The organism is Flavobacterium glycines (assembly GCF_900100165.1).
Classification (GTDB): Bacteria; Bacteroidota; Bacteroidia; order Flavobacteriales; family Flavobacteriaceae; genus Flavobacterium; species Flavobacterium glycines.
Genome location: NZ_FNEO01000001.1, coordinates 1,257,632 through 1,280,462 on the forward strand (window position 1 = coordinate 1,257,632; position 22,831 = coordinate 1,280,462).

Consider the following 22,831-nt stretch of genomic DNA (forward strand, 5'->3'; position numbering starts at 1 on the left):
AAGGAATATGTCTCATATATACGACTCTAGTATTAGAAAGCCTTTAGTTATAGGTGATAAGACTTATCATGATGTAACAGTAGATGTGGCAGCGCCTGTCGAAGGTTTGGCTAATAAACATTGGTGGATTGTATTTACAATCGCTTTAACAGCCTTTCTTTGGGGAATAGGATGTATAGTTTATACGATATCTACAGGTATTGGAACATGGGGATTAAATAAAACAGTTGGTTGGGCATGGGATATCACTAACTTCGTTTGGTGGGTAGGTATTGGACATGCCGGTACACTTATCTCTGCAGTATTATTGTTATTCCGTCAAAGATGGAGAATGGCAATTAACCGTTCGGCTGAGGCGATGACAATCTTCTCAGTAGTACAAGCTGGTTTGTTCCCAATTATTCACATGGGACGTCCTTGGTTAGCTTACTGGGTATTACCAATTCCAAACCAATTTGGATCTCTTTGGGTAAACTTTAACTCACCGTTACTTTGGGACGTATTTGCAATCTCTACTTATTTATCGGTATCATTAGTTTTCTGGTGGACTGGTTTATTACCTGACTTTGCAATGTTAAGAGATAGAGCAATTACACCATTCAACAAGAGAGTTTATTCTATTTTAAGTTTTGGATGGAGTGGTAGAGTAAAAGACTGGCAGCGTTTTGAAGAAGTATCTTTGGTACTTGCTGGTTTAGCAACTCCTCTTGTACTTTCTGTACACACTATTGTATCTATGGACTTTGCTACTTCTGTAATCCCAGGATGGCATACAACAATTTTCCCTCCATACTTCGTTGCCGGAGCGGTATTCTCAGGATTTGCAATGGTAAATACTTTGCTTATTATCATGAGAAAAGTTTCTAATCTTGAAGCTTATATTACTTTACAACATATCGAATTGATGAACTTGATCATTATGATTACTGGTTCTATTGTAGGTGTGGCTTATATTACTGAGTTATTCATTGCTTGGTATTCAGGTGTAGAGTACGAACAATATGCTTTCTTAAACAGAGCAACAGGACCTTACTGGTGGGCTTACTGGTCGATGATGACTTGTAACGTGTTTTCTCCACAGTTCATGTGGTTCAAGAAATTAAGAACTAGTATCATGTTCTCGTTTATTATTTCTATTGTAGTAAATATCGGGATGTGGTTTGAGCGTTTTGTAATCATTGTAACTTCTTTGCATAGAGATTACTTACCATCTTCTTGGACAATGTTCTCTCCAACATTTGTTGATATTGGAATTTTCATTGGAACAATTGGTTTCTTCTTTGTATTGTTTTTATTATACTCTAGAACTTTCCCTGTAATTGCACAGGCAGAGGTTAAAACAATTTTGAAAGCAACCGGAGATAATTATATTAGAGAAAGAGAAGCACATAAAGATTCACACCATGAGTAATAAAGTAATTTACGCCATTTATAATGACGATGATATATTGATGGATGCTGTAAAGAAAACCAGAGCAGCTCACCATCATATTGAAGATGTTTTTTCTCCATTCCCAGTTCATGGTTTGGATAAGGCTATGGGAATAGCCCCTACAAGATTAGCTATTTGTGCATTCTTATACGGATGTGTTGGTATCACTGTTGCTACTTCTATGATGAGTTTTATCATGATACATGATTGGCCACAAGATATCGGAGGTAAGCCAAGTTTTAGTTATATTCAAAATATGCCGTCTTTCGTGCCTATTATGTTTGAGATGACTGTGTTTTTTGCTGCGCACTTAATGGTAATTACTTTTTATATGAGAAGTAGATTATGGCCATTTAAACAAGCTGAAAATCCGGATGTAAGAACTACAGATGATCATTTCTTAATGGAAGTAGCTATTAAAGATAATGAAGAAGAATTGGTTTCTTTTTTCAAAAATACAGGTGCTGTAGAAGTTAAAGTAATAGAAAAGAATTAATTTAGATATGAAAAGGGTATATAAAATAACACTATTGTTAGGCATAACTGCTTTAGTAGCTTCGTGTCATAACGATAAAGAGCCGAATTATCAGTATTTTCCAAATATGTATGAATCAGTAGGCTATGAAACTTATTCAGAGTCTAAAGCTTTTCCTGAAGGTAAAGAAGGTTTACTTCCTGCTGAAGGAAGTATTAACAGAGGTTTTGAGCCTTATGAGTATCCAAATACTACGGAAGGTTATCAATTAGCTAAAGCGAATTTAAAATCGCCACTTGATTCTTTAGATAGAAATTCTGATAAAGGGAAAGAACTTTTCGAAATCTATTGTATTAGTTGTCATGGTGCAACTGGTAATGGTAAAGGAAAATTAGTTGAAAGAGAAAAATTTCTTGGTGTACCTAATTATAAAGATAGAGAGATCACTGAAGGAAGTATTTTTCACGTTGAGACGTATGGTTTAAATGCGATGGGTTCTCATGCGAATCAATTAAGTGTTCATGAGCGTTGGTTAATCGCTGACTACGTTCTAAAACTTAGAAGCCAATTATAATTGTTGAACAAACTGATCGTAATAGATATGTATACATTTTCAAGTAAATTAAAAACTTTTTCTTTTATCTTAATGGCCGTTGGTATATTAGGAATAGGTTATGGTTTTTTAAACGCGCCTAAAGATATTCACGAAGTTGAGAATATTCTTTCTGCATCATCTCACGGTGGTCACGGTGAAGCGCATCACGAAGAAGCAAAAGCTTCTCACGATGCTCACGCAACAACAAGTCATGAGGCTAAAAGTGAAGTTAAAGAGAATGCTGAACATGAAGAGCATTTAACTCATGTTTTGCATCAGTTACAAAATAAACCTTGGTCTGCTTTATATGTAGCTTGTATTTTCTTTATGTTATTAACAATGGGAACTTTGGTTTTCTATGCTATTCAACAAGTTGCTGTAGCAGGATGGTCTCCGGTGTTATTTAGAGTTATGCAAGGTATTACAGCTTACCTTCCTATAGGTTCAGCTATATTCTTTGTGATATTAGTACTATGTGGACTTCATTTTAATCATTTATTTGCATGGTTAAACGAAGGGGTAACAAATCCATCAAGTGCCAATTATGATGAATTAATAGCTGGTAAATCTGGTTATTTAAATTTTGGTTTCTGGATTGCCAGAGCTGCAATTTTTATCATTGGTTGGAACTTATACCGTCACTATTCTAGAAAAAATTGTTTAGCTCAAGATGAGTCTAACGATAATACTAATTACAAAAAGAACTTTAAGTTATCTGCTGGTTTCTTAGTTTTCTTTATCGTTTCTGAGTCTATTATGTCTTGGGACTGGATTATGTCAGTAGATCCACACTGGTTTTCTACATTATTCGGATGGTACGTTTTTGCTAGTTTCTTTGTAAGTGGTATTACAATGATTGCAATGGTTACTGTTTATTTAAAATCCAGAGGTTATTTAGAGTATGTGAATACAAGTCATATCCATGACTTAGCTAAATTTATGTTTGGTATCAGTGTATTTTGGACTTACTTATGGTTCTCTCAATTTATGTTGATTTGGTATGCTGATATACCTGAAGAGATTACTTATTTCGTAACTAGAATTAATGATTACAATTTACCATTCTTTGGAGCAGTTGTTATGAACTTTGTGTTCCCATTATTAATTCTAATCAATACTGATTTCAAAAGAATCACTTGGGTTATTGTAATGGCTGGTATTGTTATTTTAGCAGGTCACTATATTGATTTCTTTAATATGATTATGCCAGGTACAGTTGGAGACCAATGGTTTATTGGTGTTCCGGAAATCTCATCAGTTCTTTTCTTCCTTGGGTTGTTTATTTTTACTGTATTTACAGCATTAACTAAATCTCCATTATTAGCAAAAAGAAATCCTTATATCGAAGAAAGTAAACATTTTCATTATTAATTTTTAAAGAGATAAACAGATGACAAGTTTGTTGGTAATTATAGTTTTAGTTTTATTAGCTATTGCTTTATGGCAATTGACTAAAATATTCGACCTAACTCAAGTTGGTGTATCTTCAGATAGCTCTCAGGTAGCTAATGATAAAGATAACAACTTACAAGGGTATTTGATGTTCGGGTTTTTAGCATTCCTATATATTTTTACAATTTATGGTTTGCTAAAATGGGGTAATTTGCCTCTTCATAATCCGGCTTCAGCTCACGGAGCACAAGTAGATAATTTAATGAATATTACTTGGATTTTGATTTTTACGGTTCAAGCTATTACTCAGGTTTTATTGTATTACTTTGCTTTTAAATATAAAGGTAAGAAAGATCAAAAAGCTTTATATTTTGCTGATAATAATAAATTAGAGGCTATTTGGAGTATTATTCCTGCAGTAGTTTTAGCTGGTTTAATCCTTTATGGATTATATGCTTGGACTAATATTATGTTTATTGATGAGGATGAGGATACAGTAGTAGTAGAATTATATGCTCAACAATTTAAATGGACTGCCAGAATTGCTGGTGAAGATAATGTTTTAGGTAAAGCTAATGTTAGATATATTGAAGGAGTAAATACTTTAGGAGTTGATTTATCTGATCCTAATGCTCAGGATGATATTGTTGTAACTGAACTTCATATTCCTAAAGGTAAAAAGATTCATTTTAAGTTCCGTTCTCAGGACGTATTACACTCTGCTTATTTCCCTCACTTTAGAGCACAAATGAACTGTGTTCCTGGTATGGTAACTGAATTTGCTTTTACTCCAATTTATACTACGGCAGAATACAGAGAGATGCCTGAGATGATTGAAAAAGTAGCTCATATTAATGAGTTAAGAGCTAAAAAAAGTGTTGAGTTGATTGCTAAAGGACAACCAGGTTTAGATCCTTATACTTTTGACTATTTGTTACTTTGTAATAAAATTTGTGGAGCTTCTCACTACAACATGCAAATGAAAGTTATTGTTGATACTCCTGAAGAGTATAAAAAATGGTTGGCTCAGCAAAAAACTGTTGTTCAAGAAGTTAAAGCTTCATTAGAGCAACCTGCAGAAGGAGAATCAGCAGCTCCTGGAGAAGCTAAAGAAAAGGATACTGTAGCAGCAGCTCCAGTTGCTATGAAATAATTATTAAGAAAATTTAAAGTATAATATATGTCAGCAGAAGGTCACGATCACGCTCACGATCACGAACACGAACACCACCATAAAGAGACATTCATTACTAAATACATCTTTAGTATTGATCATAAAATGATTGCTAAGCAATACCTTATTACAGGTATTATTATGGGGATTATTGGTATTGTCATGTCTTTGCTTTTCAGAATGCAGTTAGCATGGCCAGAAGAGTCTTTTAAAATATTTAATGTTTTATTAGGTGATAAATTTGCACCAGAAGGTGTAATGGCTAATGATGTTTATCTTGCATTAGTGACAATTCACGGTACTATCATGGTATTCTTTGTATTGACAGCAGGTTTGAGTGGAACTTTTAGTAACTTACTTATTCCTCTTCAAATTGGTGCAAGAGATATGGCTTCAGGATTTATGAACATGATTTCTTACTGGTTGTTTTTCTTATCGGCAGTAGTAATGATTTGTTCTTTATTCGTTGAATCTGGACCTGCTTCAGCAGGATGGACAATTTATCCTCCTTTAAGTGCTTTACCACAAGCAATTCCGGGATCTGGAACAGGTATGACACTTTGGTTAGTTTCAATGGCTATATTTATTGCGTCTTCTTTAATGGGGTCATTAAATTACATTGTTACAGTAATTAACTTAAGAACTAAAGGAATGTCTATGACAAGACTTCCTCTTACAATTTGGACATTTTTTGTAACTGCAATTATTGGGGTACTTTCTTTCCCGGTTTTATTATCTGCAGCTTTACTATTAATTTTCGATAGAAGTTTTGGAACTTCATTCTTCTTGTCAGATATTTATATTGCTGGAGAAGTTTTACATTACCAAGGTGGTTCTCCTGTATTGTTTGAGCACTTATTCTGGTTCTTAGGGCACCCTGAGGTATATATCGTAATCTTACCTGCAATGGGTCTTGTATCTGAAATTATGGCTACAAACTCTCGTAAACCAATTTTTGGTTACAGAGCGATGATTATGTCAGTTCTTGCAATTGCTTTCCTTTCGACAATCGTTTGGGGACATCACATGTTTATTTCAGGTATGAATCCTTTCTTAGGATCTGTATTTACTTTTACAACTCTTTTGATTGCAATTCCATCTGCTGTAAAAGCGTTCAACTGGATTACAACTTTATGGAAAGGTAATTTACAAATGAACCCTGCAATGTTATTCTCTATTGGAATGGTTTCTACTTTCATCACTGGAGGTTTAACAGGAATTATTTTAGGAGATAGTACTTTGGATATTAATGTTCACGATACTTACTTCGTAGTAGCTCACTTCCACTTAGTAATGGGTATCTCTGCACTTTACGGAATGTTTGCTGGTATTTACCACTGGTTCCCTAAAATGTACGGAAAAATGATGAACAAGAATTTAGGTTATGTTCACTTCTGGATTACTGCAGTTTGTGCTTATGGAGTTTTCTTCCCAATGCACTTTATTGGATTGGCAGGTTTACCAAGACGTTATTATACTAATACTAACTTCCCATTGTTTGATGATTTACAAAATGTAAATGTTTTAATTACAACATTTGCTTTAGTAGGAGGAGCTTTCCAATTAGTATTCTTATACAACTTCTTTAGCAGTATTTTCTTTGGTAAGAAAGCGGAGCAAAATCCTTGGAGATCTACTACTTTAGAGTGGACAACTCCAGTAGAACATATCCATGGTAACTGGCCGGGAGAAATTCCTGAAGTTCACAGATGGGCTTATGATTACAGTAACCCTGAGCACGAAGAGGATTTTGTACCTCAGACTGTTCCAATGAAACCAGGTGAGTCAGTTTTACATCACTAAAAATATTAAAAACCTCTGTTCTGCAGAGGTTTTTTTTATGTGTTAATTTTTGTTGTATTTATTATTTCGAAATCACAATTCGTTTTTTCTATCTTTGTTAAATGAATGAGAATTTAGACCCAACAACAAAGGGATATAATCCGGAAGAGCTTGATCTTGATAAAAGATTAAGACCTCTTAGTTTTGATGATTTTGCCGGTCAGGATCAGGTTTTGGAAAATTTAAAAGTTTTTGTCGCTGCGGCTAATCAACGAAGAGAAGCTTTAGATCATGCTTTGTTTCATGGACCACCGGGATTAGGTAAGACGACTTTAGCTAATATTTTAGCCAATGAATTGCAGGTAGGAATTAAAATTACTTCGGGTCCTGTTTTGGATAAACCGGGTGATTTAGCAGGTTTATTGACTAATCTTGAAGAAAGAGATGTCTTGTTTATTGATGAAATTCATCGTTTGAGTCCTGTAGTTGAAGAATACTTATATTCTGCGATGGAGGATTTCAAGATTGATATTATGATTGAATCGGGGCCTAATGCAAGAACCGTTCAGATTAATCTGAATCCATTTACCTTAATTGGAGCTACAACACGTTCCGGACTTTTAACAGCTCCTATGCGCGCTCGTTTTGGAATTTCTTCGCGTCTACAATATTATACAGTTGAGTTATTAACGACTATTGTACAAAGAAGTGCTTCCATTTTAAAAATGCCTATTACAATGGAAGCTGCAATAGAAATAGCCGGTAGAAGTCGTGGGACTCCCAGAATTGCTAATGCTTTATTGCGCAGAGTTCGTGATTTTGCTCAAATTAAAGGTAATGGTACTATAGATGTTGAGATTTCTAAATATGCTTTAAAAGCATTAAATGTAGATGCCCATGGATTGGACGAAATGGATAATAAGATATTAAATACCATTATTGATAAGTTTAAAGGAGGGCCTGTCGGACTAACTACTTTGGCTACGGCTGTTTCCGAAAGTAGTGAAACCATCGAAGAAGTATATGAGCCATTTTTAATTCAGGAAGGTTTTATTATGCGTACTCCCCGTGGACGTGAAGTTACAGAAAAGGCCTATAAACATCTTGGGAAAGTTCGAACTAACATTCAGGGAGGACTTTTTTAAGTTTTCTATTTTAAATATTTGATTATCGACTTAAGAGAAAAATATTCGCAATTTATTAAATCCGAAGCCAGACGCCTCGGATTTTTATCTTGTGGTATATCTAAAGCAGGTTTTTTAGAGGAAGAAGCGCCTCGATTGGAGAATTGGTTAAATAATAACAGAAATGGACAAATGTCCTATATGGAAAACCATTTCGACAAAAGACTTAATCCAACTTTACTTGTTGATGATGCAAAAAGTGTTGTTTCTCTTCTGTTGAATTATTATCCGGAAAAAGAACAAATTCAAGATTCTTATAAGATTTCTAAATATGCTTATGGGCAAGATTATCATTTTGTAATCAAAGAGAAATTAAAGGAGTTGCTGTTTGCTATTCAGGAAAATATAGGTGAAGTTTCGGGTCGCGTTTTTGTGGATTCTGCGCCTGTTTTAGACAAGGCTTGGGCTGCCAAAAGTGGTTTGGGCTGGATAGGTAAAAACAGTAATCTGTTAACTCAAAAAGTAGGTTCTTTTTATTTTATAGCTGAATTAATTATCGATCTGGATTTAGAATATGATAGTCGTACAACAGATCATTGTGGCAGTTGTACTGCTTGCATTGACGCCTGTCCTACACAGGCTATTGTTGCTCCTTATATTGTAGATGGGAGCAAGTGTATTTCTTATTTTACAATTGAGCTCAAAGAAAATATACCAACTGAAATGAAAGGGCATTTTGATGATTGGGTTTTCGGATGCGATACTTGTCAGGATGTTTGTCCGTGGAATCGATTTTCTAAATCCCATAATGAACCTTTGTTTAATCCGAATCCGGCTTTGCTTTCGATGACTAAAAAAGATTGGGAAGAAATGACCGAGGAAACTTTTAAAATTGTTTTTAAAGATTCAGCTGTTAAGCGAACTAAGTTTAAAGGATTGCAACGTAATATCGGTTTTCTGAAGTAATATTTCTATTTGTTTTTAATAGATATTCTGTTTTTTGATTGATGATTCTCTCGCGATAACACTAGTTTCTAAAACAATCTGTTTAGGTTCGAAATTTTTTTCTTCTTTGTGACAATTTATTTCTTCCAGCAAAAGGTTAAAAGCTTCGCGACCCATTTCATGACTCGGTTGCTCTATTGTACTTAATTTAGGTGTGACAACTTGCGACATAAACCAGTTGCTAAATCCAATTACTGCAATTTTTTCAGGAATTTTTATTTCATTGTCATTCAGGAAAGATAATACTCCTACGGCTACAAGATCAGTAATAGTAAAAATTCCATCTACATCAGGATGCTCGTTGATGATTTGTTTAGCAAAATGATACCCTTCTTCAAAAGTTACATTTTCGCAGGGATAGACTAATTTTGGATCAAAAGGTATATTGTTTTTTTCTAATGCTTTTTTGTATCCAATAAAACGATCAATCGAATTTTGTGGGTTTAGGGGGCCTCTTATATGGGCAATTTTTTTACAGCCGTTGTCTATTAAATGTTGAACAGCATTAAATGCAGCTATTTGATCATCTATTATTACCTTAGAACATTTGCTGAGTTTTGAAATTTTGTCAAACATTACAAAAGGAATGTTTCTCCTAATTATTTCTTGGATGTGGTCATCATTATTAGAACCATTAGAAAGGGATATAAGTATTCCATCAACTCTTTTGTTAATGAGTAATTCTACTTGTTTCTTTTCTAATTCTATAGATTCGTTGGATTGAAGTATGATAACTAAATAGCCATTTTTTTCTGCTTCATCAATGATTGCATTGATAATGTTTGAAAAAAAATGATGTACCACTTCGGGAATAATTAAACCAATTGTTTTGGACTCTTTGGTTCTTAAATTAACGGCAAAACTGTTTGGAGTGTAGTGTAAATTATGAGCAAGTTCAATTACTGCTTTTTTGGTTTTTTCACTAACATCAGGGTAATTTTTTAAAGCTTTTGAAACTGTTGTGATTGAAATTCCTAATTTGGTTGCAATTTCTTTAAGAGTAATATCTTTCATGAATAAGTTTCTATTGGTTTAATGGATTTAGTTATAGACTTATTTTTTCAATTTACATTGTACTTAAATAAATTTCAACCATCAATTTCGAAGACCAAGATATAAATTTTTATCATATATATTGTTTTTTTGTTAAAATAAACGATAAAGTGCAATATTGGTGAAATTTTATATCATGTTGTCTTCCGTTCAATCAATTTAGTTTCTAATTCAATCGTCTGAAAAGTTACAGGTAAATTATTCTTTTTTAAGTTGATTTCATCAAATAGAATTGCCGCTGATTTTTTTCCCATTTCAAATCCTGGTTGGTCAATTGTTGAAAGGGCAGGTGATATGACACTTGACATAAACCAATTGCTGAAACCTAAGACAGCAACCTGTTTTGGAATTGAAATACCTGTCTCATTTAAATATTGTATAGTTCCAATAGCAACTAAATCAGTTACTGCAAATATTGCATCGAAGTTGAGTTGCTCTGTGATTATTTTTTTGGCATTTTCATAACCGTCTTTAAAATCATCGTTGTTTTCGCATACAAAAACTAAAGCAGGATCATAGGGAATATTATTGTCTTCCAATGCTTTTTTATATCCTAAAAAACGATCAATAGAATTTTGAGGCAGATAAGAACCTCTGAAATGCGCTATCTTTTTGTACCCTTTTTTTATAAGATAGCAAACAGCATCATAAGCTGCTTTTCGGTCATTAATCATTACTTTTGAGCAGTTAACAATTTTTGCAATTTTATCAAAAAGGACTAACGGGGTGTTATTGAAGAGGATTGAGTTTAAGTGCTTAAAATCGTCAGTTTCATTAGATAAGGAGATTAAAATTCCATCCACCCTTTTATTTAATAAAAGATTAATTTGTTTTTTTTCCAGTTCAACTTTCTCATTTGATTGCAGAATAATAACCATGTAATCTCTTTTTTCGGCTTCTTCTAATATTCCTTTGATTACATTCGAAAAAAAATGATGAACAATGGTTGGGATTATTAAACCTATCGTTTTAGATTCCTTTGTTCTTAAGTTTACCGCAAAACTATTTGGCTTGTAGTTTAGTTGATTTGCTAATTCTATAACAGCCTTTTTGGTTTTTTCATTTACATCTGAATAACCTTTTAAAGCTTTAGAAACAGTTGTTATGGATATTCCTAATTGAGAGGCAATTTCTTTTAGAGTAGTGTTATTCATAATCTGATTTTCTAATGATATGAAGCAAATAAAAACTGTTTGATAGCAACTAATTTACAATTTATTTGTTGTAAATCAATCACCATCAAACAGTTAAATAGGAATTGTTTTAGGGTTATTTTAATTCGATTATTACGGCTTCATAAGGGCGTAAACTGTTGTTTTTTATTTTCTTAGTGTTAGAGTAATTGTCTAAAACCACAGTAGCCTTGTCCAGTGGTATGTTTATATTAAATGAGGCTGTTTTTTCTGAAAAATTTAATAAGATCAGCATTTTTTTTCCATTTAGTTCCCTTGAATAAGCAAAAACATTTGGATTTTCTTTGTCTAATATTGTATATTCTCCATAAACGAGTGTTGGTTCATTTTTTCTTAATTCAACCAATTTTCTAAAATAGTTTAATATAGAATTTGGATCTTTTTCTTCCGCTGCTACATTAACTGTTTTGTAATCAGGATTCACTTTTAGCCAAGGTTTTCCAGTGGTAAATCCTCCATTTTCATCTGCATTCCATTGCATTGGTGTGCGTCCGTTTTCCCTTGAGGTTTGTTTTTGTCCTTCTAAGAATGCTTTTAAATCGCCACCTTTTTCTTTTAATCCAAGATATTTGTTACGAGTATCAACATCGTTATAATCCTCAATCGAATCAAATCGTATGTTTTTCATTCCTATTTCGTCTCCATAATAATAGAAAGTAGTTCCACGCATTGTCATCACAAAAGTGGAAAGCATTTTTGACGAAATAGTCCTAAATTCAGGAGAGTCATTTCCAAATTTACTTACCATTCTTGGTTGGTCATGATTGGCAATAAAAATTGACAGCCATCCTTTGTCTTTAAAATAGTCATCATATCGGGAGAATATTTCTTTATATTTTACCAATCCAAAATCTTTGACATGATTTCCTACTCCAACACTTTCAAAATGGTAAGCGATATTTAACTCTTTTCGGTCCGGATCTACAAATCTCATAGCATCTTCAGGAGAACTTCCTGCTCCTTCGGCAACGGTCATCGCATTTGGATATTTGCTTAAAACTTCACGATTCATTTCCTGGATATAATCGTGTAAATGCGGTCCTTCACCATAATATTTATTGATTTCTTTTTCATATCCTTTAGGTAATTCAGGCCAAGTGGTGTCTTTTGATATGTATTGAAATGCATCCATACGGAAACCATCGATACCTTTATCAAGCCAAAAACGCATGATATCATAAACTTCCTGTCTTAATTTTGGGTTTTCCCAATTCAAATCAGGTTGTTTTCTTGAAAAATAATGAAGGTAATAAGAATCGGTTTTTGCATCGTATTTCCAGGCTTCACTGTTTACATCAAAAAAACTCCATCTGTAAGGTGGTTTTCCTTTTTCAGCAGGCCACCAGTGGTAATAATCTCTATAAGGATTGTCTCTCGAACTGCTGGCTTGCTTAAACCATTCATGTTCATCGCTGCTATGATTTACAACTAAATCCATTATTAATTTTATACCACGCTCATGCATTCCTTTCAACAAAAGATCAAAATCTTCCATGGTTCCAAAATCTTTCATGATTTCACGATAATTACTGATGTCGTAACCATTGTCGTCATTAGGTGATTCATAAATTGGGTTTAGCCATATTGCATTGATACCAAGACTTTTTAGATAATCCAGTTTTGAAATAATCCCTTTTAAATCCCCAATACCATCACCATTACTATCTTTGAAACTTCTGGGATATATTTGATATACAACGGCTTCTTTCCACCATTTTTTATCAGTGGCATCTTTTTGTGCCTGTGCCTTTAAGCCGGTGCTTGAAAACATCAGCATGGCTGCAAAACAGAGTATAGAATAATTGGTTTTCATAGAATAATTTATTTGTTAGTGTTTTTGTTTAGTCTTTTAAAATTTGGTTAAATTCTAATCTTTCTCCATTGGGACCCAAGATGTTGAAATATTTACATCCTTTTTTCCAGAAATTCAGAAATACGGGTTGTTCTTCGATAATTTGAAAATCATTTTCTTTTATTATTCTGAATGTGATATCAATGTCATCAACATCAAAAGCAATATGATCAATATGTCCGTTTTTACGATCTCGAATTTCTGATAATTTTGATTCAGGCATTTGATAGAGTTCAATAATCATGTTGTTTCGTTCCATCATGGCTACTATTCCTCCTTCTTCAGATTCGATTTCAAATGTCGATGACATTATATTTTTGAATCCCAATTTTTTATAAAAGGCTTCTGATATAATTATGTCATTTACAGGGATGCCAATATGCTGGATGTGATTTATTTTTAGATTCATTTTTAGGCGAATAATAATTTCTATTTCAATTCTAAAATAATCGCTTCGTATGGTTTTAAGTTTTTATCCAATGAAATATCAGTATAATTTCCAATTAAAACTTTTGCATTAACTATGTCATAATCAAGATTTACAGTTGCTGTTTTATTTGAAAAATTAAGTAATATCAATAATTTTTTGCCATCTAATTCTCTTGTATAGGCGTAGATGTTTGGATTGTCCTTGTCTACTAATGTGTATTTACCATATATTAATGCCGGATTGCTTTTACGGAGGTTTACCATTTTTCTGAAGTAATTTAGAACAGAATTTGGGTCTTTTTCCTGAACTTCCGCATTCAATGTTATATGATTATCATTTACTTTTAACCATGGTTCAGCTGTAGAGAATCCAGCGTTTTTAGAATTATCCCATTGAAACGGAGTTCTTCCATTATCTCTTGCTCCGCCTGTTTTTTGGTCTTCAATGAATTGTTTTAAATCTCCTCCGGCTATTTTTACTTTTTCATATTCCGCAATGGTTTCAATATCCCGATAATCTTCTATTTTGTCAAATTTAGCATTGACCATTCCTATTTCATCACCATTATAATAATATGGAGTTCCTCTCATAGATAGTAAGAAGGTAGTAAGCATTTTGGAAGATTGTGCTCTAAATTCCGGTGAATCATTTCCCCAACGAGAAGTCATTCTGGGTTGATCATGATTTCCCAGATAAATGGTTCCCCAGCCTTTTTTATCATATACAGCATCCCAATCAGAATATATTTTTTTAAATTCTATTAAACTCCAATTTGGATTCATCTTTTTGAAATATCCAGGGATATAGCCAAGGTTTGTTCCATCAAAATGGTATCCCATATTTAGCTCATGTCTATCCGGATCTACAAAATTTAAAGCAGTTGATTTTAGCATACCAGCGCCTTCAGCCAGAGACATACAATCGTATTTGCTTAAAACTTCCTGGTTCATTTCCTTAAGGTAATCATGAAGGTGTGGGCCTTCGGCCATATAAACATCCCAACGGCCTTCGTAATTTTTGTTTAAATCAGCTTGGGTAATGACAGGGAAAGTAGTGTCTTTTGAGATAAAAGGAATTACATCCATTCGGAATCCATCAATGCCTTTATTTAGCCACCAACGCATCATGTTGTAAATTTCCTGACGTACTTTTGGGTTTTCCCAATTCAAATCAGGTTGTTTATAGCTGAAATAGTGCAGATAGTAAGAATTGGTTGTTTTGTCGTATCTCCAACCGCTGCCATCAGCTTCAAAAGCACCCGGACGAAAAGCAGGTTTTCCTTTTTCGGCCGGCCACCAGTGGTAATAATTTCTGTATGGATTATTTCGTGATTTACGACTTTCCTGAAACCATTTATGTTCATCTGAAGTGTGATTTACTACTAAATCCAGAACTAATTTTAGCCCTCTTTCATGCATGCCTTTTAATAAGGTATTAAAATCTTCCATCGTTCCAAATTCCTTCATAATGGATTGGTAATCGGAGATGTCGTAACCATTATCGGCATTAGGTGAACCATAGATTGGATTTAACCAAACCACATCAATTCCTAAGCTTTTGATGTAATCCAATTTGGAAATTATTCCTTTTAAATCACCAATTCCATCGCCATCAGTGTCTTTAAAACTTCTAGGATATATTTGGTATACAACCGCTTCTTTCCACCATTTCTTTTCTGTTGGAGATTTTATTTCCTGAGCCATACTGTTTTTTGGAATTATACATCCAAAAATTAAAAGTAGTCTCAAGAGGGTTTTAACTTTAGTAAATGATAGTGCTATTGATTTGTTCATTTAATGCTGATTTGTTAATGGTTTAATGAATTTGATTGTTTAGGAGTTTGGTATTTATATTTCCATTTTTACTGCCAGGGTTCTTTTAATGCATAGGCAGAATCGATGGATTTGAGGATTACGGTTTAAATAAAATTTCTCCAAAAACTGCGCTACTAAGTTTGTCTCTACTATTTTCCATAGACTAGGATTAATGACAGTTTTATTTAATTAATTATTACAGAAAGGAATTCGGACTTTCATTATTGTTATAAATTATTTTAAAAAGAACTGATTAAAAAACTGATAACATAAAATTAAAGTTCATTTTGTAATAAATCAATAATTTGAAATCGAAAACGTTATCGATTTACCGAAAACGTTTTCGATTTTTTAATTACTTCAGAAATGTAGAAGATATTGTATATGTTTACTTGAAATAATAATATTCAAAATATGAAATTGATTTCAAAAGGTTTTTTAGTTGTTATGGTTTTGGTCACTTCAATGGGTGTTGGTCAGAACAAAACAGATGAATGGCATTTATTTGCGGATTCAAGAGATAATTATTTTGGGGTGACGATGGGGAATGGTCAAATAGGTATTGTTACAGATGATACGCCTTTGAGGACAAAAGATGTTATTTTGAACGGTGTTTATGATGGAAGCCCTGAAAATGGAATTAGCCGGATTGTACGGGGGATTGAATTTTTAAATTTACATCTTTCAATAAATAATGAAGAAATTAAATCGAATAATATAGAAAATTGGAATCAGGTAATTTCAATGAAAGAAGGTTTAAGTACCACTTCTTTTTCTTTTCAAAATTTAGCTAAAATAAATTATACAATATTAGCTAATAGAGCTATTCCTTTTTCGGCTATGGCAATTGTTGAAATAATACCTCTTAATGATATAGAAGTAAAAGCCTTTAATTATATGGTGGTTCCTGATGAGTTGAAGCAAATAAAAAAACAGTTTAGAGTATTAAAAGACAATCAGTATTTAATGCCTGTTTTTGGAACTCTTGCAGAAACATTAATGGGAAAATATAAAGTTGCGGCTTCTACAACATTTCTTTTCGATGGTAAAAGTGAAATTTTGAAACAGAATGGAGATGAAGTTGGTTTTGAACAAAAATTAGTTAAAGGAAAAAAATATCGATTTGCAATTGCAGGAGGTATTTGTACTTCAAAAGATGTTACTGATCCATTGAACGAATCAGAAAGACAATCTATATATGCTTTGCAGGAAGGAATCGATAAATTATTGAGTCGTCATAAAGAAGCCTGGCTGGATTTATGGAATACAGGGGATATTCAGATTGAAGGAGATTTAGATGCACAACAAAGAGTGCGATTTGCTTTGTATAATTTATATTCTTTTATCCGTCCGGAAACGAGACAAAGTATTGCGCCAATGGGCTTGTCGTCTCAAGGATATAACGGACATATTTTTTGGGATACTGAACTTTGGATGTATCCAACTCTATTGGCATTACAACCAGAGATGGCAAAGTCATGTTTGGATTATCGTTCAGATAGACTTTTAAAAGCAAAGCAAAAAGCAACAATTTATGGTTACAAAGGTGCTATGTTTCCATGGGAATCTGATGATTCGGGAGAAGAAGCAACTCCTACTTGGGCATTAACGGGAGTATTTGAACAACATATTACTGCCGATGTGTCTATTGCTTTTTGGAATTACTATACTTTGACACAAGATAAAAATTGGTTGAGAAAAGAATGGTCTGTTCTTAAAGAGACGGCTGATTTTTGGGTGAGTCGTGTTGTTAAAAATCAAGATGGGAGTTATTCTATTTTAAATGTAGTTGGGGCGGATGAATATGCGCAACACGTAGATGATAATGCTTTTACTAATGCATCAGTGATTGAAGCTTTAAAAAATACAATAAAAGCCGCAATGATATTAAATGAACCTGTAAATCCTCAGTGGAAAGAGGTGTCTGATAAATTAGTTGTTCATTCTAAAAATGGGATTACTCAAAATTACAAAGGTTATGAGGGGCAAATGATTAAACAGGCTGATGTTAATTTATTGGCCTATCCATTACATGTGATTACTGATGAGAATCAAATAAAAAAAGATTTAGAATTTTACGCAACGAAAATAGATCCAAAGGATGGTCCTGCTATGTCTTCGGGTGTTCTTTCGGTATTATACGCCAGGTTAGGAGACAGGGATAAAGCGTATGATTATTTTGTAAAATCGTATTTGCCTAACAGCAGACCTCCATTTGGAGTTTTTTCTGAATCAGCAAATAGTAATAACCCTTATTTTGCTACAGGAGCCGGCGCAATGCTTCAGGCTGTTGTTTATGGATTTGGAGGAGTAGAAATTACAGATCAGGGTTTGAAATACAACAAAGGTATTTTGCCTAAAAAATGGAAGTCTTTAAAAATTACAGGACTTGGTTCTGACAACCGTACTGTGATTATACAATAACAAAAAAACAGACGAAAAAAAGCCGCTAATAATTCAATTTTATTAGCGGCTTTTTTTTGTTTAAATATTAAATTATAAAGTTTAAAAAAGTCAGTTCTAATAATGTAAGTAGGATAGTTTTGGTTAAGGTGTAATTAAAGAAAAGTCAGTATAAAATCAATAAAGTTTTATTAGATGATGTTTAAATATTATGATTAACTAAATTTTGAAAAGATTATTTTAACTTTTTTTTAGTATTAAGTCCTGGAATCGTTTTAGATATGGTTGATTTAGTGTGATATCGGTTTAATTGTCAATATTATCTTTTTATTGTTATTTTATTGTGATTGATGTATTTATATCCTATTTTTTTTTAATTTAATATAAAAATCGAAAACGTTTTCGGTTAATCGAAAACGTTTTCGATTTTTAGTTTCTTAAAATTTTCATAAATAAAAATTAAGTTTGGCCAACTCAAACAAAATTATTAACCAACTTATTTATTACGTATGAAAAATAGTCTAATAAAAGGCTTGATGGTGTTTCTAACCATGCTATGTACTAGTTTGACCTACTCACAGGAAGTGTCAGGTACGGTATCAGATCCTAGCGGTCCTCTTCCGGGGGCCACTATATTAGTAAAAGGAACAACAAACGGGGTACAAACAGATCTTGAAGGAAAATTTAGCATTAGAAATGTTGGCCCAAATGCAGTCTTAGTTTTTAGTTACATTGGTCTTAAGACGCAAGAAATAAATGTAGCAGGAAAAAAAACAATAAATGTTCTTTTAAAAGAAGATTCAGCTGAATTAAAAGAAGTAGTAGTCATCGGTTACGGTACAGTTAAAAAGAGAGATGCAACCGGAGCAGTAGAATCAATCAAAGCTGCCGATTTTAACAAAGGAGTTACAACCTCCCCTGAGCAATTACTTCAAGGGAAATCTGCAGGTGTTCAGGTGACTCAGGCCAGTGGTGAGCCAGGAGGAAGTAATACGGTGAAGATTAGAGGTACTTCCTCAATTCGTTCAGGAAGTGAGCCTTTATATGTGGTTGATGGTGTGCCTATCGGGGGAGGAAATGTTAGTGCAGGAACTACAGATGTAGGTGTTGGTGCTCAAACTGCCAGAAACCCGTTAAACTTTATCAATCCATCTGATATAGCTAGTATGGATGTATTGAAAGATGCGTCTGCAACAGCTATTTATGGTTCCAGAGGAGCAAACGGTGTAATCATTATTACAACTAAAAAAGGTGTTAAAGGTGCAGGACAGTTAACGCTTAATACTTCTTATACTGTTGCAAAAATAGCTAAAGATTATGACTTATTAAATGCTGCTCAGTTCAAAGCGGCTAATTCAACTGCTGATTTTGGTTCAAATGTAAATGCATTTGATGCAATATTAAGAACTGCGGCAACAAAACAAGTAGATTTAGCTTACAGTGGTGGTGGAGACAACGGAACTTACCGCTATTCTATGGGTTATACTGATCAGGAAGGTATTGTTAAAAATACAGGATTGACAAAGTATAACTTAGGTGCTGGTATAACTCACAATATGTTTGATAATAAATTGAAATTTGAGGGTAATATCCAAACTTCATTTATTCACGATCAGGCTACTTCTTTGTCTGATAATGTAGGTGCTGAGGGAGATTTATTCGTTTCTGCTGTTAAATGGAATCCTACAAGAGCATTTTTTAATCCGGATGGTTCTTATGTTAAAATTAGTAACAATCAAAGAAATCCAATGGATTTGTTAGATAGATATACTGATTATACTAATACTGCCAGAATTTTAGGAAATGTATCAGCTACTTACAAATTAGCTAAAGGTTTAGATTATAAAATTGGCGTTGGAGTTGATTATTCTAGTTCTAATCGAAATGTTGGTATGTCTAAATTATTAGGTATTGATCCGGCAACGTCTAACGGAGGTATTGCTGTTAAATCATATGTTACAAGATCTAATTATTTAGTAGAGCAAACGTTAAACTATACTACTGATATAACTAAAGAATTAAAATTAAATGCTATTGGAGGATATTCATTCCAAAAGTTTTCAAATCAGGGAAATACTTTTATAGGTACTGGTTTTGGACAATATACTGATCAAAAATATTATCTTAAAAATATTACTGCGGCTACTAATTTTGCAATATCTGGTGCAAATGCTCAAACGGCTTATTTTGATCCAAGTAATAAATTACAATCTTATTTTGGTAGAGCAATTTTAACTTATTCTGATAAGTATATTTTCTCTGCAGTTTTAAGAAGAGATGGATCAAGTAAATTTGGATCAAGTAATAAATATGGTACATTCCCGGCATTATCTTTAGCTTGGAAAGTAATACAAGAGTCTTTTGTTCCAAAAGTATTCAGTGATCTTAAATTAAGAGCTGGTTGGGGTATTACAGGAAATCAGGAGTTCCCTGCCGGAGCTGCAAGCACATTAGTTAAACCTGTAGAAGGTGTTCCTACTATTTCTAATATTGGTAATCCAAACTTAAAATGGGAGCAAACAGCTCAATATAGTGCGGGTATTGATTTTGGAATATTAGATAATAAATTGACAGGATCTTTTGATTATTATAAAAAAGTAACTTCAGATCCTTTATTACAGGTTCCTGTAGCTGATCCAAGTTTATACGCTACAAAATGGGCTAATCTTCCAAATACAGAAATTACTTCTCAAGGGGTAGAGATCGCTTTGAATTACAAAATTATTGATAAAGATGATTTTTCATGGGATTTAGGTGGAAACATCGCTTTCAATAAAGGAAAAGTTAAAGGGTTGATTGCTGATGGTTACCCAACTGGTATTGTAACAGGAACAATTTCAGGTCAAGGATTATCAGGTACAATAGCTCAAGGTCATTTTGATGGTCAAAGTACTTATACTTTTAACTTATTACAGTTTACTGGTTTTGATTCAAACGGAAAATCAACTTATAAAGATTTAAACGGTGACAATCAAATTACAGATGCTGACAGAACTTTTTCAGGTTCAGCAAATCCAAAATTTAATGTAGGTTTAAATACTTCAATGCATTATAAAAACTGGGATTTTGTAGCTAGTGGATACGGTGCTTACGGACAAAAAATTTATAACAATACAGAAAATGCATTATTTGTTCGTGGTTTATTAACAACTGGTAACAATGTACCTGCTTATGTTGTAAACAATGGAGAAGCTACTTCTGGAAATTCAAATGGGGCTTCTACAAGATTCTTAAAATCAGGAGACTTTTTCAGATTGTCGAATGTTCAAATTGGGTATACATTTAAAGGTGGCGAAAAAAGTTTTGCTCCTTGGATAAAATCATTGAGAGTATATCTAACAGGTTCAAATTTATTTGTAATTACACCATACAATGGGTTAGATCCTGAGGTGAATTCTAATAAACAATATAACGGTATACCATCTTTAGGTATAGATTATGCAACATATCCTAAATCAAGATCTTTTGCTTTTGGTTTAAATGTTAACTTATAATTTTAACAATCATGAAAAAAAATATAATACTATTGGCAGGAGCGATTTTAACACTGACCTCTTGTTCTTTATCAGAGGAGTTAAATGACTCTATCACTAAAGAAGCTTCAAATAATATTTTAGGTTCAGATCAGGCTTTATCATCTGCCTATCAACAATTGAGGTCTTTCCAAAATAACGATAATCAATTGATGCTTCAGGAACATCCTTCCGATGAAATGGCTGGTCCTACAAGAGGATCCGATTGGGATGATAATGGTACTTGGAGAGCTTTGCACCTTCATACCTGGACTCCGGATAATGCAAAAATTCTAGGTTCATGGGAGCAATTGTACAAAGGATTAGCTTTTGCAATAGATGCGCAAAGTTTTACCGGAATAACAGCTTCACAAAAGGCACAAGCTGTGTTTTTACAGTCTTTATATACTTTTTATATAACGGATATTTTTGGGCAAGTTTCTATGCGTGAGCCTGGAGAATCAGTATCTAATCTTCCTTCTAAAAATTTAAAAAGAACAGAAGCTATAGATTATGCTATACAAATTCTTGAGGCACAATTGGCAAACTTACCTGATGGAACAGCTGCAACATCATACATTGCTAATAAAAATGCAGGAAATGCGCTTTTGGCTAAAATGTATTTGAATCGTGCAGTTTATAAAGCAACTGATGCTACTGGAAAACCTCAGGCTGGACCTTACACATTCCCTGCTGCTGATATGGATAAGGTGATTACTTATTCGGATGCAGCAATGGTAGGCAGAACTTTGCAGACTAATTATTTTGAAAACTTTGGTCCTACAAATGGTGAGGTTTCTACTGAATTAATTTTTACTGCAAAAAATACAAATACTGAAGGAGGACAAATTCACTCACTATCTTTAGGTTCTTTGCATTATAACCAAACACCTAGTGGTTGGAATGGTTTCGTAGCTTTGACAGATTTGTATAATAAGTTTGAAGCACAAGATAAGCGTCGTTCTGCTTCAGTTCCTGGTTTTACGGATAAACATGGTCTATTAGCAGGTATATTAGAAGGTCCGCAAGTTGATGAAAAAGGAACTCCAATACTTAAAAGAGATTCTCCAGGCCAACTTATATTTTCTCAGGATTTTTCTTTGACAAATTCTACTGAAGAGAAAGGAATGAGAGTAGTAAAATATTTGCCAGATTATAACAAACCTACTCAGGCTAGTAATGATTTTGTTTTCTTACGTCTGGGGGATGTTATGTTAATGAAAGCAGAAGCTTTGGCTCGTAAAGCGAATACCGCTGATGCTTTGGTAATAGTTAATACACTTAGAGTTAAACGTGGAGCTACTAGCTTAGTTTCTTTAACGTTACAGGATATATTAAATGAGAGATCCAGAGAATTGTATTGGGAAGGACACAGAAGACAAGATCAAATTAGATTTGCAACATTCAATGCAGCTGTACAAGGTCGTACTACTGTAACTGATGCTCACGTTTTAATTTTCCCAATTCCATTGGCTAAATTAGCAGCTAACCCTAATTTATTCCAAAATCCTGGTTACTAAATGTTTTACAAATAAAATTGGTTATGGTGGTTATGACAAAAGAGGGTAGAAATAGTGCCCTCTTTTGTTGCTTCT

The 22,831-nt window shown here is 33.4% G+C and carries 16 protein-coding genes; 11 read left to right on the plus strand and 5 right to left on the minus strand.

Going from position 1 to position 22,831, the window contains the following annotated elements:
* The first annotated feature begins 7 nt into the window (after nucleotides 1–7).
* The 8 genes from nrfD (at nucleotide 8) to queG (ending at nucleotide 8,940) form a co-directional block, all read left to right on the plus strand.
* Nucleotides 8–1,411: an NrfD/PsrC family molybdoenzyme membrane anchor subunit gene (gene nrfD, locus BLR17_RS05035; RefSeq protein WP_066327074.1), complete on the plus strand. Its 1,404-nt coding sequence runs from the start codon at nucleotides 8–10 to the stop codon at nucleotides 1,409–1,411.
* On the plus strand, nucleotides 1,404–1,928 hold the full coding sequence (locus BLR17_RS05040; protein WP_066327070.1) for a DUF3341 domain-containing protein: 525 nt from the start codon (nucleotides 1,404–1,406) through the stop codon (nucleotides 1,926–1,928). The genes nrfD and BLR17_RS05040 overlap by 8 nt, the downstream gene beginning before the upstream one ends.
* Before the next feature lie 7 nt (nucleotides 1,929–1,935).
* On the plus strand, nucleotides 1,936–2,481 hold the full coding sequence (locus BLR17_RS05045; RefSeq protein WP_066327068.1) for a c-type cytochrome: 546 nt from the start codon (nucleotides 1,936–1,938) through the stop codon (nucleotides 2,479–2,481).
* Nucleotides 2,482–2,508: 27 nt separating this feature from the next.
* Entirely contained in the window at nucleotides 2,509–3,873 is a 1,365-nt protein-coding gene (locus BLR17_RS05050; protein WP_066327065.1) for a cation-translocating P-type ATPase, read from the plus strand.
* A gap of 19 nt (nucleotides 3,874–3,892) precedes the next feature.
* The gene (locus BLR17_RS05055; RefSeq protein ID WP_066327063.1) at nucleotides 3,893–5,047 is read left to right on the plus strand and encodes a cytochrome c oxidase subunit II; all 1,155 of its coding nucleotides are present in this window, start codon (nucleotides 3,893–3,895) and stop codon (nucleotides 5,045–5,047) included.
* 27 nt (nucleotides 5,048–5,074) lie between these two features.
* On the plus strand, nucleotides 5,075–6,871 hold the full coding sequence (locus BLR17_RS05060; RefSeq protein ID WP_066327062.1) for a cytochrome c oxidase subunit I: 1,797 nt from the start codon (nucleotides 5,075–5,077) through the stop codon (nucleotides 6,869–6,871).
* Nucleotides 6,872–6,972: 101 nt separating this feature from the next.
* Complete coding sequence (ruvB, locus tag BLR17_RS05065) at nucleotides 6,973–7,995, plus strand: Holliday junction branch migration DNA helicase RuvB (RefSeq protein ID WP_066327060.1); 1,023 nt, start codon at nucleotides 6,973–6,975, stop codon at nucleotides 7,993–7,995.
* Nucleotides 7,996–8,016: 21 nt separating this feature from the next.
* Complete coding sequence (queG, locus tag BLR17_RS05070; protein WP_066327571.1) at nucleotides 8,017–8,940, plus strand: tRNA epoxyqueuosine(34) reductase QueG; 924 nt, start codon at nucleotides 8,017–8,019, stop codon at nucleotides 8,938–8,940.
* A 15-nt stretch (nucleotides 8,941–8,955) separates the two neighbouring features.
* Here the strand turns inward: queG and BLR17_RS05075 are convergent, their stop codons facing one another.
* The 5 genes from BLR17_RS05075 to BLR17_RS05095 all read right to left on the minus strand — a co-directional run bounded on the left by BLR17_RS05075 (nucleotide 8,956) and on the right by BLR17_RS05095 (nucleotide 15,300).
* Nucleotides 8,956–9,993: a LacI family DNA-binding transcriptional regulator gene (locus BLR17_RS05075; RefSeq protein WP_066327057.1), complete on the minus strand. Its 1,038-nt coding sequence runs from the start codon at nucleotides 9,991–9,993 to the stop codon at nucleotides 8,956–8,958.
* A gap of 173 nt (nucleotides 9,994–10,166) precedes the next feature.
* Nucleotides 10,167–11,186 (minus strand): LacI family DNA-binding transcriptional regulator, encoded by a 1,020-nt coding sequence (locus BLR17_RS05080; RefSeq protein WP_066327054.1) that lies wholly within the window; start codon nucleotides 11,184–11,186, stop codon nucleotides 10,167–10,169.
* Between the two features lie 115 nt (nucleotides 11,187–11,301).
* Complete coding sequence (locus BLR17_RS05085; RefSeq protein ID WP_307725424.1) at nucleotides 11,302–13,038, minus strand: glycoside hydrolase family 13 protein; 1,737 nt, start codon at nucleotides 13,036–13,038, stop codon at nucleotides 11,302–11,304.
* A gap of 28 nt (nucleotides 13,039–13,066) precedes the next feature.
* Nucleotides 13,067–13,486: a VOC family protein gene (locus tag BLR17_RS05090; protein ID WP_066327051.1), complete on the minus strand. Its 420-nt coding sequence runs from the start codon at nucleotides 13,484–13,486 to the stop codon at nucleotides 13,067–13,069.
* A gap of 20 nt (nucleotides 13,487–13,506) precedes the next feature.
* Nucleotides 13,507–15,300: a glycoside hydrolase family 13 protein gene (locus BLR17_RS05095; protein WP_083189291.1), complete on the minus strand. Its 1,794-nt coding sequence runs from the start codon at nucleotides 15,298–15,300 to the stop codon at nucleotides 13,507–13,509.
* A gap of 435 nt (nucleotides 15,301–15,735) precedes the next feature.
* Here BLR17_RS05095 and BLR17_RS05100 point away from each other — a divergent pair, with 435 nt between their 5' ends.
* The 3 genes from BLR17_RS05100 to BLR17_RS05110 all read left to right on the plus strand — a co-directional run bounded on the left by BLR17_RS05100 (nucleotide 15,736) and on the right by BLR17_RS05110 (nucleotide 22,756).
* On the plus strand, nucleotides 15,736–17,745 hold the full coding sequence (locus BLR17_RS05100; protein ID WP_066327049.1) for a kojibiose hydrolase: 2,010 nt from the start codon (nucleotides 15,736–15,738) through the stop codon (nucleotides 17,743–17,745).
* Nucleotides 17,746–18,233: 488 nt separating this feature from the next.
* Complete coding sequence (locus BLR17_RS05105) at nucleotides 18,234–21,218, plus strand: SusC/RagA family TonB-linked outer membrane protein (protein ID WP_083189288.1); 2,985 nt, start codon at nucleotides 18,234–18,236, stop codon at nucleotides 21,216–21,218.
* Nucleotides 21,219–21,229: 11 nt separating this feature from the next.
* Entirely contained in the window at nucleotides 21,230–22,756 is a 1,527-nt protein-coding gene (locus BLR17_RS05110) for a RagB/SusD family nutrient uptake outer membrane protein (RefSeq protein WP_066327045.1), read from the plus strand.
* Nucleotides 22,757–22,831: the final 75 nt, after the last annotated feature.